General features: G+C 55.5%; 12 protein-coding genes. 3 read left to right on the top strand and 9 right to left on the bottom strand.

What is annotated here, in order from left to right:
* Positions 1 to 71: 71 nt before the first annotated feature.
* Positions 72 to 1097: a LacI family DNA-binding transcriptional regulator gene (locus tag QMX98_RS23380; protein WP_280639281.1), complete on the bottom strand. Its 1026-nt coding sequence runs from the start codon at positions 1095 to 1097 to the stop codon at positions 72 to 74.
* Positions 1098 to 1330: 233 nt separating this feature from the next.
* Between QMX98_RS23380 and QMX98_RS23375 the strand changes: the two genes are divergently transcribed.
* From QMX98_RS23375 to QMX98_RS23365, 3 genes are all read left to right on the top strand, one after another.
* Positions 1331 to 2134, top strand: a complete 804-nt coding sequence (locus QMX98_RS23375; RefSeq protein ID WP_282411446.1) for a hypothetical protein — start codon at positions 1331 to 1333, stop codon at positions 2132 to 2134.
* A gap of 95 nt (positions 2135 to 2229) precedes the next feature.
* Entirely contained in the window at positions 2230 to 4233 is a 2004-nt protein-coding gene (locus tag QMX98_RS23370) for a hypothetical protein (protein WP_282411445.1), read from the top strand.
* 216 nt (positions 4234 to 4449) lie between these two features.
* Entirely contained in the window at positions 4450 to 6693 is a 2244-nt protein-coding gene (locus QMX98_RS23365; protein WP_282411444.1) for an autotransporter outer membrane beta-barrel domain-containing protein, read from the top strand.
* Positions 6694 to 6769: 76 nt separating this feature from the next.
* Here the strand turns inward: QMX98_RS23365 and QMX98_RS23360 are convergent, their stop codons facing one another.
* The 8 genes from QMX98_RS23360 to QMX98_RS23325 form a co-directional block, all read right to left on the bottom strand.
* A complete protein-coding gene (locus QMX98_RS23360) occupies positions 6770 to 7258 on the bottom strand; it encodes a hypothetical protein (protein ID WP_221109435.1) in 489 nt (162 codons plus the stop codon).
* 151 nt (positions 7259 to 7409) lie between these two features.
* Positions 7410 to 8027: a LysE family translocator gene (locus QMX98_RS23355; protein ID WP_221109437.1), complete on the bottom strand. Its 618-nt coding sequence runs from the start codon at positions 8025 to 8027 to the stop codon at positions 7410 to 7412.
* Positions 8028 to 8078: 51 nt separating this feature from the next.
* Positions 8079 to 8918, bottom strand: a complete 840-nt coding sequence (locus QMX98_RS23350) for an AraC family transcriptional regulator (RefSeq protein ID WP_282411443.1) — start codon at positions 8916 to 8918, stop codon at positions 8079 to 8081.
* Positions 8919 to 9079: 161 nt separating this feature from the next.
* Positions 9080 to 9574: a hypothetical protein gene (locus QMX98_RS23345; RefSeq protein ID WP_282411442.1), complete on the bottom strand. Its 495-nt coding sequence runs from the start codon at positions 9572 to 9574 to the stop codon at positions 9080 to 9082.
* Between the two features lie 133 nt (positions 9575 to 9707).
* Positions 9708 to 10349, bottom strand: a complete 642-nt coding sequence (locus tag QMX98_RS23340) for a DUF1345 domain-containing protein (RefSeq protein WP_221109452.1) — start codon at positions 10347 to 10349, stop codon at positions 9708 to 9710.
* Between the two features lie 88 nt (positions 10350 to 10437).
* Positions 10438 to 11364 carry a hypothetical protein gene (locus QMX98_RS23335; protein ID WP_282411441.1) on the bottom strand — a complete coding sequence of 309 codons (927 nt, stop codon included), beginning with the start codon at positions 11362 to 11364 and terminating at the stop codon, positions 10438 to 10440.
* A 156-nt stretch (positions 11365 to 11520) separates the two neighbouring features.
* On the bottom strand, positions 11521 to 14619 hold the full coding sequence (locus QMX98_RS23330) for an efflux RND transporter permease subunit (RefSeq protein WP_282411440.1): 3099 nt from the start codon (positions 14617 to 14619) through the stop codon (positions 11521 to 11523).
* A 14-nt stretch (positions 14620 to 14633) separates the two neighbouring features.
* Positions 14634 to 15791 (bottom strand): efflux RND transporter periplasmic adaptor subunit, encoded by a 1158-nt coding sequence (locus QMX98_RS23325; protein WP_010459987.1) that lies wholly within the window; start codon positions 15789 to 15791, stop codon positions 14634 to 14636.
* Positions 15792 to 16041 lie beyond the last annotated feature (250 nt).

Below are 16041 nucleotides of genomic sequence, written 5' to 3'. Positions count from 1 at the left end.
AGCAGGCTCACTCCCACAGGTGTACGCATTCCAATGTGGGAGCGAGCCTGCTCGCGATAGGGCCATCACATTCACTGAAGATTCCCAAGGGTCGACCCACGCACAATCAACCGCGCCGAAAAATCCATCGTCCGCACCGGTCCGTCATCCCCACGCAACCGCTTGAGCAAACACTCAAACGCGCTCGCGCCAATCTCCGCCGTCGGCTGGGCCAGCGCCGTAATCCCGCTGCCCACCAGCGGATACCAATCCAGATCATCCAAAGCAATCAACCCGACATCCTCGAACAGATTGCACTGCAACTCGCGCAAGGCATGGGTTGCGGCCAACGCCGCAATGCCATTGGCACAGAACAACGCTTTGTGACCAAGGCCGGGGGTTGTAAGGAAGGTTTTCAGTTGCGCAGTCAGCTCGCTACCGGTTTCGACCACCGCGCCGGTCAGCGCCGGACGCTGCCCGATCTGCGCCTTGAAACTGCTGACCCGCTCAATCCGCGAGCTGGTGCCGTCAAACGGTTCGGTCACCATCAGCACGTCGCGATAGCCGCGTTCCTGCAAGTGGGCGATGGCCATTTCCACTGCGGCCGGGTTGTCCAGACCGACCAGATCACTTTCAAGCTGCTCAACCTTGCGATCCACCAGCACCATCGGCATCTCCCGATGCAGCTCGCGCAACTCATCGCGGTGGTGGCCCAGGGTATTCACGATCAAACCTTCGATGTTGTATGAGCGCAGCAACGCCAGGTGCTGGCGTTCCTGCTCGTCATCGCGATCGGTGTTGCACACCACCAGGCTGTAGCCGTGCTGACGGCAGGCGGTTTCCACCCCGTGCATCACGGCAATCGAATAAGGGTTACGGATGTCGGCTACCAGCATGCCGATCAGGCGAGTGCGGCCGCGTTTCAGGCCGCGGGCCATCTGGTTGGGGCGATAGCCGAGTTGGGCAATCGCCTGCTCGATGCGCAAGGCAATGGCATCGGAGAGCAGGGCGCGATCATCGCCGATGAAGCGCGAGACGCTGGCCTTGGAGACGCCGGCATGTTCGGCGACGTCGAGCATGGTGACGCGGCTGCGCTGGGCGGCGGAGAAATCGTTCACGGTCTGAAACCTTCTTATTGGATTTATCAGGTTAAGTGCCAAGCACTGAAACCGGTTTCAGAAGACACCATTCGTGAGAATGCGTCAACCCAGTAGAGTCTCAGTGCGTAGGAAAAAGGCCGATGAACGGTAGCTTTACCTGTCAGATATGACAGTAGCCACACCACTGAACTCGGCGCTTAATTTCTTTCATTACCAACGAGCAGTTTTATGACCATCAAAGGACTTGCGATATGGCGCCCAATAAACCCCTGACGTTCGATGCGCCAAAAGTTGAAGGTGTAGAAGATCCCGATGTCGATCCAGAGGGGTATATCCCACTTCCATTGCTGCTCACAGGTATTGATGTGGTCGTGCCTTTATGGGACGAACCGGCGACGAAACCGGGCGAAAGGGACATTATGACGGTTCGCTTTGAGCAACCCGGACAACGACCTGTAGTAATAGAAAATATTTATACTCCGGCGGACATGAAGCCTGAATTTATTATTCATGTTGGCCCAGAGCATCTGGTGAATGATGGCGTCGGGGAGTTGTGGTATGAAGTGCTTAATACGGCGGACAATCCATCTTATTCATATCGCCGCAAACTGACAGTAGATCATGCTCCGGTATTGATTGATCTTGAAGAGGCTGATTTTCTATATACAGATCTCTGGGGGAATTATAACTGCGATACCGAACCGCCAATATGGCTTGGTATACATGTTGTTATTCCACCGCTAACCCTGTTTAGGGTTGGTGATAGATGCGAAGTCACATGGAGAGGGTATTCCACACTGAATGGGAGTGGCGTTGAAATCGTTAGCGCACGTTGGATCAATGTGCGCCAGAACTTGAGCGTTACAGAGATTCGGGAAGGATATCCACTTGTCGTTCAGCCCTACGACATACATATAGCGCCGATGGTAAAAAACTCTTCCGCCACCCTGGTTTATCAAGTCTATCGTGGGGCCAGACTTGTTGGTGTGTCAAAAACAGCATTGGTCAAAATCGACAGAATCATCGTTGGTGTAGAGCTCCCATGTGGGCCTTGAGCAATGTTGAATAATGTTTGTTGCGTAAATGGTGTAAGTCGTATTGTTTGTTCTTAATAAGTTCTACTTAACATGTGATGCCAGGAGAATTCAAGATGAACAGCAGAGTTGATAAAGCCATATTGTCCCGAAGAGCTGTGCTTCAGAAGCGTTTCGGTGCGGGAGGCATGTTTGCAAATCCCGTTGGTGTCACGATTACTGATCAAACACTTCCCGGGGGTGACTTGCGTATCCCGCTGGCGGCGCTGTCCGCGCCGCTCAAATACACCATTCCGCGACCTTCGGAGCTTGAGGATCCGGCTGATATGATTCAGTTTACGATCCGTGAGAAAGGTACGACAATCTGGACGGATATAGAGCCCATACAAGAATTGGGGCCTATTGCTGACAGGACATGGCCTTTGCCCAAGACAATCCCGATGAGTCCGTGGATGGTTGAGAAAAACATACCTGAAACGCCTACCGAATATGAACTTCAATACGTTTACTGGTATGGCTCGTTGAACCCGGGGTACTCGGACATCGTTACATACGCCATGGACCGAACTGCACCCTATCGAGTGAAGACTCCAGCTTCGAACCTGTCTCCGGGAGCGGCTATTTTTCCGACCGATTTACCGCCGACCGCTGTTATCGATGAAGCCTACATAGGTAACAACCCGAGCGGAATCACGTTGACTGCCGCGGTCTATGGGAACTATCACAGCACCGACATGTTGCTGGTCTGGGTGGGCATAGCCCCTGATCCTGGGCGTGACGAACCGGTGCTTGAAATCCCTTTGCCTCCCTCGCTCCAATTTACCATCCCCATCAATGTATTCGTAAGTGCTGTTGAGGGTGTCAACACCGTTCGCTATAGAGTGAGGGATCTTGTAGGCCACTTGAGCAAAGTATCGAATCCCGCTTCGCGTGAAGTAAAGCGCATTGCCGACCCGACTGTATTTGAACCACCCGTGGTGCCATTGGCCAGCGACGGTTTGATTGATCTGGGTGACTGTGATCTTGGAGTCACACTTGAGGCGTCGGTGCCCAGCCCGAATGCTACAACGGACACGCTTATGGGGTACTGGGGCCCAGAAGAGTTGGGTGAAAAGCTTGTGAGCAGTGCAATTGATGGAAAGCTGGTTTGGGAGGTTCCTTATTCCATCATCAAGAGCGTGTATGGCAATACCGATGGCGATGAAGAAACCGAGTTCAGTTATGCCATGTTTCGAGGTAACCGTCTTCTTGGCGGGAGTAATGACAAGACATTAGTCAATATTTACTATATCGGTCCGCCTAACCCGAATGAGCCGGATCCCGTGAACCCTGAACTTGAACAACCTGTGCTGACGTTTTCAGGGGGCAGTACGGATAAGGTAGAAGAAGGGGATTACGGTAAAGATGCAACGATTTCAGTTCAATTGTTTGCCACTCCGCCTACTGAAGAAGGATGGTTGGTTACGGTTTATTATGATGGAGTGCAAGTAGGTACGACCATCGCCTTAATCCCGGGTCAGGAAAATACGACACTTACGCGAACGCTTCCCTGGGAAACAATCTTTGATCAAGGTCCCGGAGAAAAACCTTTGCATTGGGTCCTTCATACAGAACAGAACCCAAACCCGGTAGAGTGTATACCCAAGCCTATTCCTGTAGCCGCTTTCCCTATTCAGACTCCTAAGCCTGAGGTGCAGAATCTTGCAGGCCCGCTTCTGAGGATCGGTTGTGCAACATTGAACTTTATACCTCCGGGTGATGGCACTGACCGGCGTAATCTGAGAGTTATCATTCCGAAAAGTGATTACACGCTCCCGGGTGAGACGATCACGTTAAGTTTTGCTGCATATACTGATGAAACTCCACCGGTTCTTGTTCCGGGAACGGATACCACAGCAACTTTGTTGGTGTCTGACCCGTACCCTGATGCGGGGGCTCCAATTGATATCGGTGTGTACGACACTCATTTCAGACCGGCGAACCGGACATATGGTGTACTTAAATACACCATTACCCGATCGGATTCTACGCCCACTCCAGATTCAGCGGAGGCTAAACATTACATGCTGTTTACTAATAGCGAAGGGCAGTACTGCGAAGAAGTAAATCCTGTTCCATGACGTTCGCTACAGACAATGCGACTGGTTGGTCTTAGTCGCATTGTCTTTACGTTGCTTCGAGACCTGTCAGAAGAATCCGATGGTGGGTTTTTCTATGCTGAAAAACAGATAAGTCCTACAGATATGTGCCTGGCTTAACGCTAGCCTAGCGACCCTCGTTTCCATGGTCCCTCTACAAGTGGCAGTGGCCAGATGTTTAGATGACAGGTGTCTACTATGCAAAAAAAGTTAACCACAGTGCCTCCTTTTTCTATTGGTTGGAGTTTGGTGTTTTCTTCCATTCTGTTGCCATTCTCATCAACGACCATGGCAGGAAACCTTGTTGGCGGGACGACAACCATTACAGGTGGTACTCCCGAGCAATGGTCGCTTAGCTCAGATGCCACATTGAACGTCAATGGCGCTCAAGCATTGTTCATAAACACCGACAGTTCGACACTCAATGTCAATGCAGGTATTACTCAACAGATTACAGCCCGCAACGGCTCTCAAGTTAACCTGCGTGGAGCAACCGTCTCGGGCGTTGGCGGTCTGGCTGCCGTGGTACTAGTCAATAGTCAGGCCACTATCGACAACAGCACGATCACTGGCAATCGTGTCGGGCTCCAGGTAGTACGCGATGTGAGTACCTCGACGGGGTCTACCGCCACCGTTAGCGGCAACAGCAACATTACCGGTGTGACGGGCGGGGCCCTGGTGAGTGCATTCAGTCGTTTGGATGTCACTGATTCGAAGATTCAGGGAACAGGTGCCACCAGTTACGGATTGAGGTTGGCCAGCGGTCACGCCACGGCAACCGACAGTACGATCAAAGGGGGACAAAACGGTGTGACGATCGGGCTTGACGCAAACTCTATCCAGCCCGCGACACTCAACCTCAACAATACAACTGTCGAAGGCGTAACGGGTTCGGCCATTCAGGTTGATTTCGCCAATGCAGGCTCTTCGACTGCGACGATCATGCTGAACAACTCCCGACTGGTGGCAGGCAACGATACCTTGCTCGATGTACGAGGAGGGGCTACAGCCTCGTTGACTGTCAATAACAGTACGTTGAGCGGCAATATCGTCAATGAAGCAGGCAGCACCACTGACCTGGTCTTACAGAACAATTCGGTTCTGACAGGCAACCTGGAAAATGTCTCTCGTGCAACCATCAATGACTCTTCTCGATGGGTACTGGTGGGCGATGGCCACATAGACAATCTGACGTTAAACGGTGGCACCGTTCGTTTCGGCGCCGTCAATGAGTTTTATCAATTGAATGTGGGGCAGCTTGCTGGTAACGGTCGCTTCGAGTTGGGAACTGACTTCGCTACGGGACAGACAGACCTGCTGAATGTGACAGGATCGGCAAGCGGTCGACATGAACTGGTCATCAGTAGTTCTGGGGTGGACCCCGCCGCCGGTCAACCGGTTCGGGTAGTGCAAACAGGGGGCGGCGATGCGCAATTCTTTATGGTTCGGGATGTAGACCTCGGGACCTTCTCCTATAGCGTGGCGAAAAGTGGCAACGACTGGATTCTCGATCCAACGACAAGGTCAGTCAGCCCAGGCGCGCGCTCGGTGCTGGCTTTATTCAACACGGCATCGACCGTGTGGTCCGCCGAAGCTACTTCACTGCGTTCGCGCATGGGAGAGTTGCGATTCAATGGTGCCGAAGGCGGAGCATGGGGTCGCACCTATGGCAACAAATACAACGTAGCCGATGGTTCAGGTGTTGGATATCAGCAAACCCAACGAGGTTTTACGTTGGGGGCCGATGCTCCGCTGCCATTCGGCGACGGACAATGGTTGATAGGCTGGATGGCGGGGCATAGCAAGTCCGACCTGAATCTTGATGGCGGTACTTCCGGTACCGTTACCAGCAACTATCTGGGAACTTACCTCACCTGGATCGATGCCCGTAGTGGTTACTACCTGGACGGAGTTCTTAAATTAAACCGCTTTCGCAACGAGGCCAAAGTTGGCCTGAGCGATGGACACAGGGCCAAAGGTGATTACGATAATACCGGGCTGGGTGGCTCCTTGGAATTTGGGCGGAATATCAAACTGGCTGAGGGCTATTTCTTTGAGCCCTATACAAAGTGGTCAGGCGTGGTCATTCAGGGCAGGAGTTTCACTCTGGACAACGATATGCAAGCTGATGGAGATCGCACACGGTCATTGGTGGGTGAGGCTGGCGTGACAGCTGGACGCACTTTTGCACTGGAAGGCGGTCTGCAAGTTCAGCCCTATGTACGGGTCGCACTGGGTCACGAGTTCGCCAAAAATAATGAGGTCAAGGTCAACGATAATGTGTTCAATAATGATCTCTCAGGGTCCCGAAGTGAGATTGCCGCAGGTTTGGCTCTCGCCATGACGGATCGCCTGCAAGTGCACATTGATGCGGATTACAGTAAAGGGAAAAACATAGAGCGGCCGATCGGCTTGAATGTAGGTGTTCGTTACGGTTTTTAAGAAGCCAATGGTGGTGATTAAATAAAAAAGGAAGCGACGGCTTCCTTTTTTATTGAGCGTTTCTTTCATGGCGTTGTTAGGCAGCCTGTCTGGTGCTGCTGTTTTTACGAGCGCTGGAGATATCGCTTTTTGAGTTGAATTCGAGATTGAGCGTTAAGGTTTTATCTTCGTCATCATCCTGGTTTTCCAGAAGGACGTCTTTGAGTTCTCCAGAGAAAACACCCGTAATGTTATCGTACTTGATGTCAATCGTTCCGCTTTGCTGCATGTAAAAGACGGGGCCTGTGGATTCGGTATTGTCCACAAAGGTTACCCGCACCTCGCTGGAGTCGGGGCTGACGGTATAACTGCCCTCTACCAAGTCTTTCCTGGCTGACACGTACACTTCTTTTGTGGTGGACTCCGGGCGTGGTGCACGTTGCCTGGCAAACATGACATGAGACTCGCCGTGGGGTGGTGGGAAAGTCTCTGATCTCAACTCTACCAACTGCGCGTTGAACGCGATTCCGTCGCCAATAGTTCCATTGCAGCTACCGGATCGGGGGATGTTGTTGATGCTGTTCATTGAAGTTATCTCCGCGATTATGACTCGAAATATCCTGGCAATAGAGCATCCGGGATGACATATCAGAGCGCTTAAAAGCCGACCTGTAAACTGACATGCTTGACAGTTTACAGGTCCTTATAAATGTGATTTTTTCTTGCGGTAGGGGGGACTATCCGATCCAGGCACTGAGCCACGTTGAGCCCGCCAGCAACAAACCCATGGAGCGATTGAAGTATTGCAACGCTTTAATTGAATGGAGTCTTTTTTTCACACTTGATCCCAGCAGCGCCCAGGCAGCCATGCAAGGCAGAGCTATCGCAAAAAAAACAAAACTCAATAACAAAACGTGATGCATACGATCGGAGCCGTTGCTGGCAAAGACACTGATGACCGCCATGGCCATCATCCAGGTTTTTGGGTTCACCCATTGCAGGCCTGCGGCGGTAAAAAGTCCTGGGCGCCGATAGCTGTCAGATAAGTCAGGATCAAGGGCTTGGGTGGGCGAATGGAAAATCTGCCAGGCCAGGTAGGTCAACCAGGCAACGCCTAGCCACTGCATGGCGTATTGCAGCGCGGGAATCTGCTTCAGCGATTCGCCCAACCCATAACCCACCAGCAGGACGATGAGTGCAGCACTGGCGCAGGCACCGAAGATGATTGGCAAAGTTGCCTTGAAGCCATGCCGGGCGCTGTTGCTCAGTACCAGAATGTTGGTCGGCCCCGGTGTGATGGAAGCAACAAAAGCAAACAGCAAAAAAGGCAACAGCGAGGGGGAAGTGGACGGCATGACAAAGGACTCCGGGAGTGATCTGAAGTGCCGATCCTCACAAGTTCTGTTTCAAGCGTCTGGAAGATTTGAGCAGCGCTTGCGGTACAACGCCGGCGTCAAGCCATAAGCCCGGACGAACCAGCGTCCCAAGTGGCTCTGATCGGCAAACCCCAACGCCGTCGCCACCGCCGCCGGTTGTTCGCCACGGGCCAGCATCCTCCGGGCGGTAGCCAAGCGCAATTGCACCAGATAGGCATGCGGTGCCAGACCGTAGGCCGCCTTGAACGCTCGAGTCAGGCGGAAGCGGTCGATCCCGGTTGCCACAGCCAGCTGGTCAAGACTTATATCGTTTTGAGCGTTGGCGTGCAGATACTCCCGAGCCCTCTGTGCCACCAGCGGCAGGCGCGGGTCTACGCCATAGCGGGCGCGCCAGTGCAAATGGCTGGTCAGGCGTTCGAGAAGGCCGTCGATGGCACTCTGGCGGACGATTTTCAGTTCACCGCCATGCAGGGTTTCAAAGGCAAGGCTGGTGGCCTGAGCCAGTCGGATGTCGCTGGCGAGGGTGGTGGCGAAACTCAACTGGCTGTCAAGCGGTGCGTCTTCGAACAGCGTGCTCAGTTCACGTTCCAGCCACTGCGGATCAAGGTACAACATGCGGTAGGTGAAACCATCCTCTGTCGGCGCCTCACCGTCATGGATGTCCCCCGGTTCGAGCAGGAACACCTTGCCCGGGGTGCTCTGATGCCTGGCACGCCGACAATTGAACTGCTGGACTCCTTGCTCGGTCACGCCCACCAGATAGCTGTCATGCCAGTGCGGATCGTAAGCGTGGCCCTCGAAATGCGCGCGCAGGGTCTCGATACCGGTGTCGGCATCCTGGGCCAGGTCGATCCAGTTGGCGTTGCTCATGGCAGCCTGCGTATGCGGAAGTCACGGGTGCAGGTTAGCGTGTAGCCAGGGGGGCGTGTCTAGAAGGTTTGTGCGACGGGCGATGGGGGCGCGGGCATACGTTGAAGGTTTTATGCCTGCGGGCGGTTGATACAACCTCCCACAGGCATGCGTTAAATGTTTTATACCTTTTGACGGGAAGCATGAAGCCTGTGGAATACAGCGTCAATGCCTTCGACATTGAATACGGCGCTCAGATCGAAGGGGATATCGTCCGACCCCACCAGCCTGCAGGAGGTGCTGCCGTGGATCCGTTTGGACTGTTCATCAAGCGTGAATTTAACGGTGCCCTTGATGACGTTATATTCGTAGAACACGCCACCACCCTCTGGTAGCCGGACACAGTAAACGTCGAGTTTATCGGCCGGCAGGCCATGTTCTCCGCTGAAAACGTCTGCGTGAAAACTGAACGTAAAGCCGACGTAGAATCCATCCTGTAGTTCACTCTGGCCGCTGACGGACCAAGAGGCAGGAATGCTGGGAGTAGGGCGTGGAAAATACCTCAACGAGACATCGTCCGTGTCGAAGTTTTTAAGTGGGCCTCCAATAAACGTAGCGTTGACGCGGCCGGTCGATTTGGCATGTTTCTGAAGGGCGGGAATTCGTTTATCAGTCATGATCGTTCCTTCGGTTCATTAAAAGTGAGGGCTGCGATTTGTTTGTTCGCAGCTTCAGAGTTACGCCGAATGGGTACTTTGTATACTGTCAGAGTTGACAGTTGAAACACTGGCTTCTATATGTTTTTAATAATCAGTTAAACAGCCCCGCCGCAATGTTGATCGAAAACCCCAGAATCGCCGTATTGAACAAAAAACCGATCAATGATTGCGCCAGCACAATCTTGCGCATATTCCGAGTCGCCACACCCACGTCCGAAGTCTGCACGGCCACGCCGATGGTGAAAGAGAAATACAGGAAGTCCCAATAATTGGGTGTTTCCAGTCCTTCAGCGAAGCGCAACGCCAAGTCTTCGCCGTCCCAGGTATAGAACAGGCGAGCGTAATGCACGCTGAAAATCACCCCGATCAACAACCACGAGCCGATGACCGTCAGTGCGGTGAAGCCGTAATGCAGGAGCTTGCGGGTGGTTTCCAGGTCCTTGCTGCCGGCCAGTTCGAAGGTGATGGTCGCAAGGCTGGCAAGCGCGGCGATGCACACCACGAACAACACCAGCCCGGCGTTTTCGTCTTCGATCTCGGCGATGCGTTTCACGTCTGGCGCCTTGGCACGGGCGGCGAGCCAAAGCATCAGGATCAGGTAAGTCCAGACGCCGACGTTCCAGCCAATGAGGATTTTGCTGATGATCGAATCGGCCGGAGCCAGAATGCCCGCCGCGACGCCAAGGGTGGCGGCGGCGGACAGGCGAGGGTGGGTGCGGGCCAGGAAGGGCATGAAGGCTCAAGGTCAGGGGCTTTGCAGCACCATAGCCCTGCCTTGAGTGGTGCGGCAAGAGCGGGGCTTTTGCCTATTATAGAAACGCTCAGGCCGGACGCTTTGTGCCGTCGAAATTGAACAGCCCTTTTTTCACGTTGACAGTCTTTGACCCGTCCGAGCGTTCGGCTTCGAACACGATGGAACCCGCCAAGACATCCAAGGATGAATCTTCGTTTAGTTGGACGGTGTCGAGCTGGAGCTTGCCGTCAATGGAGAGATAACTGCTTATCCCGGAGGAATCAAATTCGATGTACATCGCGCGAACTTCGGCGCTGTCCCGGATGAGTGTGTATTCCTTGTTGGTCTCTAACGTATTGGCGACAAACAGGACGATGACAGCATTCGGGGAGCCGGGTTGTTTGGACCAGGCCCGCCAATGCTCAACTGGGAAATTGGTGTCATTACCAGGGTTCGCGGTCAGGTCAAATTCAACAGCACTGTATTGTTTCACGTCCTCGCCGTCTTGAACCTCAGCAGTGAAGCTCCCGGTCGCTTTGTGCTCCTTCGGTCCGGTCAGGCTTGCATCAAAACCTGCAAGGTCGAACGCCCCTTCAGTCACTGTAACGAGTTCATGTGTTGGAGACACCGCATCGAACTTGAAACTGGCGGTAGCTTTTTCCTCTTTTTCGTCGATGGTGAAAGTTACTTGCCCCTTGTCAGCGATGAACGGACTGGCGTCTGGTCCATTAAATTCCCAAAAGGTAGCGTTGACTGTGTTGGGGTTATTGACGTCCTTATCAATCATGTAAACCTTGTTTGTCACACTGCCCTCATACGGGATCCTGAAGATGAAATCGTAAAAATGGGCTTCGTCTTCCTTGACGTTATGAGTGGCCATTGCATACCAACGACCTTCACCAGCGTCTTTGTAGAGCTTCATTTTTGTTTCGTCGCCCACGAAGTCTCCGCGCTCGCCAAGATTTGCGGTGCATGTTCCGGTAGTGGCATTGGGTGTAAGGCTGATTTTTTTCATCAGGGCATTCCTTCGCTGGTGTTGATCTCGTGCTCAACGACCTGGTTGAGCGTTGAACCCAGCGTAAAGAGGAATGCAGACCCCGTGAACTGTCAGATCTGACAGTTCACGGGGCCGTGAGGGCATAAAAAAAATGCTGTTTATAGAATGAACGGTTCAGTCCTTTTTCTTGAAACGAACAACCCACTTCATCACCACCACAAAAAACACCGGCACAAACACCACCGCCAGCGTCGCCGTGATCATCCCGCCGATCACCCCGGTGCCGATTGCTTGCTGACTCGCCGAACTGGCCCCGGTAGCAATTGCCAACGGCACCACACCCAGAATGAACGCCAGCGACGTCATCACAATCGGCCGCAACCGCAAGCGCGCGGCTTGCAGCGTGGCGTCGATCAAGTCATGCCCTTCGTCGTACAGGCTCTTGGCGAATTCGATGATCAGGATCGCGTTCTTCGCCGACAGGCCAATGATGGTGATCAGTCCGACCTTGAAGAACACGTCGTTGGGCATCCCGCGAAAGGTCACGGCCAGCACGGCGCCGAGCACACCCAGCGGCACTACCAGCAGCACCGATGTTGGAATCGACCAGCTTTCATACAGCGCCGCCAGACAGAGGAACACGATCAACAGCGACAGCCCGAGCAGAATCGGTGCCTGACTGCCGGACAAACGTTCCTGCAACGACAACCCGGTCCACTCCTGACCCAACCCGGCCGGGCCGAGCGCAACCAGCCGCTCGATTTCCGCCATGGCTTCGCCGGTGCTGTGGCCGGGCGCCGGCTCGCCGGAAATGCTGATCGCCGGGTAACCGTTGTAACGGGTCAACTGCGCCGGGCCCTGGGTCCATTTCGCCTGGACGAAGGCCGACAACGGCACCATTTTTCCGCCGTCGTTACGCACGTGGATCTTCAGCAGATCGGCCACCTGGCTGCGTTGATCGCCTTCAGCCTGAACCACCACCCGTTGCATCCGCCCCTGATTGGGGAAGTCGTTGATGTAGGCCGAACCGACCGCCGTGGAGAGCACGTTGCCAATGTCGGCAAAGGACACGCCCAAAGCGTTGGCCTGTTTGCGGTCGACTTCCAGCTGCACTTGCGGCGCCTCGGCCAGCGCGCTTTCACGGACGTTCATCAGGATCGGGCTTTTCTCGGCGGCGGCGAGCAATTCGCTACGCGCCTTCATCAGCGTGGCATGACCGAGGCCGCCACGGTCCTGCAAGCGGAACTCGAAGCCGCTGGAAGTGCCGAGACCGTCAACCGGCGGCGGCAGCACCGAGAAGGCCACCGCATCCTTTATCTGGCTCAGGGCAATGTTGGCGCGGTCGGCAATCGAACTCGCCGAGTCGTCGCTGCCCCGATCCGACGAATCCTTCAGCGTGGTAAATGCCAGCGCGGCGTTTTGTCCGCTGCCGGAAAAACTGAAACCGAGAATCACTGTGCTGTCGCCGACACCCGGCTCAGTGGCGTTGTGCGCTTCAACTTGTTCCACGACCTTGACCGTTCGGTTTTTGCTCGCGCCCGGTGGTAGCTGAATGTCGGTGATGGTGTAGCCCTGATCCTCAACCGGCAGAAACGAGGAGGGCAGGCGACTGAAACACAGGCCCAGACCAATCAGCAGCACGCCGTAGATCAGCAGATAACGGCCCGTGCGTTTCAGTGCATACGCCACCCAACCTTGATAACGCTCGGTCAAACGATCGAAACCACGGTTGAACCAACCAAAGAACCCGCTCTTTTCGTGATGCTCGCCCTTGGCAATCGGCTTGAGCAGCGTCGCGCACAGCGCCGGGGTCAGGGTCAGCGCAAGGAAGGCGGAGAACAGGATCGAGGTGGCCATCGACAGCGAGAACTGTCGGTAAATCACCCCGACCGAGCCCTGCATGAACGCCATCGGAATAAACACCGCCACCAGCACCAGGGTGATGCCGATGATTGCCCCGGTAATCTGCTTCATCGCCTTGCGCGTCGCCTCTTTGGGCGACAGGCCCTCGGTGGCCATGATCCGCTCGACGTTTTCCACCACCACGATGGCGTCATCCACCAGAATGCCGATGGCCAATACCATGCCGAACATGGTCAGCACGTTGATCGAGAAGCCCAGCGCGAGCATGGTCGCAAACGTGCCCATCAGCGCCACCGGCACCACCAGCGTCGGGATCAGCGTGTAGCGGATGTTCTGCAGGAACAGGAACATCACCGCAAACACCAGCAGCATCGCCTCGCCGAGGGTGTAAACCACTGTGGTGATCGAGACTTTGACGAACGGCGAGGTGTCGTAAGGAATCTTGTATTCCACGTTCGCCGGGAAGTAGCGCGCCAGTTCATCCATCTTCGCTCGCACCAGGGTCGCGGTGCTCAGCGCATTGGCGCCCGGCGCCAACTGTACGCTGACGGCGGTGGAAGGCTTGCCGTTCAGGCGCGTGCCGAACTGATATTCCTGGCTGCCGATCTCGACCCGCGCCACGTCCTTGATGCGCACGGTGGAACCGTCGGGGTTGGCTTTGAGGACGATGTCGGCGAATTCTTCCGGCGTCGACAATTGGCCTTTTACCAGAATGGTCGCGGTGATTTCCTGGGTGGTGCGCGTCGGCAAATCGCCGATGCTGCCGGCCGAGACCTGGGCGTTCTGCGCGACGATGGCGGCGTTGACGTCGCCCGGGGTCAGGTTGAAACCGATCAGCTTCTGCGGGTCGATCCAGATGCGCATCGCCCGTTCGGCGCCATACAACTGGGCTTTGCCGACGCCGTCCAGACGCTTGATCTCGTTCATCACGTTGCGCGCCAGGTAATCACTGAGCGCCACATCGTCGAGCTTGCCGTCGCTGGAAGTCAGGGTGATCAACAACAGGAAACCGGCGGAGACTTTCTCCACCTGCAAGCCTTGCTGATTGACCGCTTGGGGCAGCCGCGATTCCACGACTTTCAGCCGGTTTTGCACGTCGACCTGAGCCATTTCCGGGTGGGTACCCGGCTGGAAAGTGGCCTTGATGGTGGCGCTGCCGAGGCTGCTCTGGGATTCGAAATACAAAAGGTGATCAGCGCCGTTGAGCTCTTCCTCGATCAGGCTGACTACGCTCTCGTCGATGGTCTGCGCCGAAGCGCCGGGGTACACGGCGTAGATTTCGATCTGCGGCGGCGCGACGTCGGGGTATTGCGCCACCGGCAACTGAGGAATGGCCAAGGCGCCGGCCAGCAGGATGAACAGGGCAACCACCCAGGCGAACACCGGGCGATCGATAAAGAACTGCGGCATAAAAAGCGTCCTGCTTACTGACCAGAAACCTGGGCAAGTGGAAGAGGGGTGTTGTCGATCTGGACTTTTTCACCGGGCTTGGCGTGTTGCAGGCCTTCGGTGACGATGCGGTCGCCGGGGTTAAGGCCGGCGGTGACGATCCAGCGATCGTTCTGTACCGCGCCCAGTTCTACCGTTTGCTGGCCGATGCGTTGCTCGGCGTCGATCACCAACACCTGGGCAATGCCGGCGCTGTCACGCTGAATGGACCGCTGCGGTACGCTGATGCCTTGCTGATTGACGGCTTGTTCGAGGCGCACCCGCACGAAGCTGCCCGGCAGCAAGTCGAGGTCCGGGTTGGGGAACTCGCTGCGCACGATGATCTGGCCAGTGCCCGGGTCGACAGTGATGTCGGTGAACAGCAGCTTGCCCGGCAGCGGGTAAAGGCTGCCGTCATCCTGAATCAGCGTGGCTTTGGCCTGGCCCTGGCCCACTTCCTTCAACTGCCCGGAACGGAAGGCACGGCGCAGGTCGTTGAGTTCCCGGGTCGATTGGGTCAGGTCGGCGTGAATCGGGTTCAGCTGCTGGATCAGTGCCAGCGGCGTGGTTTCGTTCTGCCCGACCAGCGCACCTTCGGTCACTAGCGCGCGGCCGATACGCCCGGAAATCGGCGCAGTGACGGTGGCGTAGCCGAGGTTGAGTTTCGCCCGGTCCACGGCGGCCTTGCTGGCGGCGACATCAGCAGCGGTTTGCCGGGCACTGGCCCGGGCGTTGTCGTAATCCTGGCCGCTGATGGCGTTGCCTTCGATCAACTGGGCATAACGCTGTTCCTGCAATTTGGCCTGGAACGCATTGGCTTCAGCCTTGCGCAAGGACGCTTCGGCGCTGTCGAGGTCAGCCTTGAAGGGCGCCGGGTCGATACGGAACAGCACATCGCCTTTTTTGACGTCGCTGCCTTCGCGAAAGGTGCGTTGCAACACGACGCCGGCGACCCGGGCGCGGACTTCGGCAATCCGTGGCGCGGCAATCCGCCCGCTCAGTTCACTGGTGATCGACAGGGGCCGGGCTTCGACTGTTTCGACGCGCACCGTGGCCAGAGGCGCCTGTTCTTCGGCGTTCGAGGACTTGTCACAAGCGCTCAGCGTCAATGCCAGCGCCATCAGGCTGAGCTTGGCAAGCAGGTTCTTTGACATGTAATTACCCCAATAATGACTGCCCGCATCCTACGGGGAGGCGAGGAGAGTAGCGGTGAAGCTTTGTTGGTGCTGTGTGAAATTGTGTAAGGGTTTTGCTCGCGGGCGTGCGGGGGCGTATATCCTTGGCCGCTTGAAACTTTTTGCGCCTGTCAGGCCGCCTTCGCGGGCAAGCCTCGCTCCTACCGTTAATCGCATTCCCTCGTTGGAGCGAGTATGCGCATTTCCCTGTAGGAGCGAGGCTTGCCCG

Source organism: Pseudomonas sp. PS02303 (assembly GCF_029959925.1).
Classification (GTDB): domain Bacteria; phylum Pseudomonadota; class Gammaproteobacteria; order Pseudomonadales; family Pseudomonadaceae; genus Aquipseudomonas; species Aquipseudomonas mandelii.
This window is presented reverse-complemented; position numbering and strand designations above follow the sequence as displayed.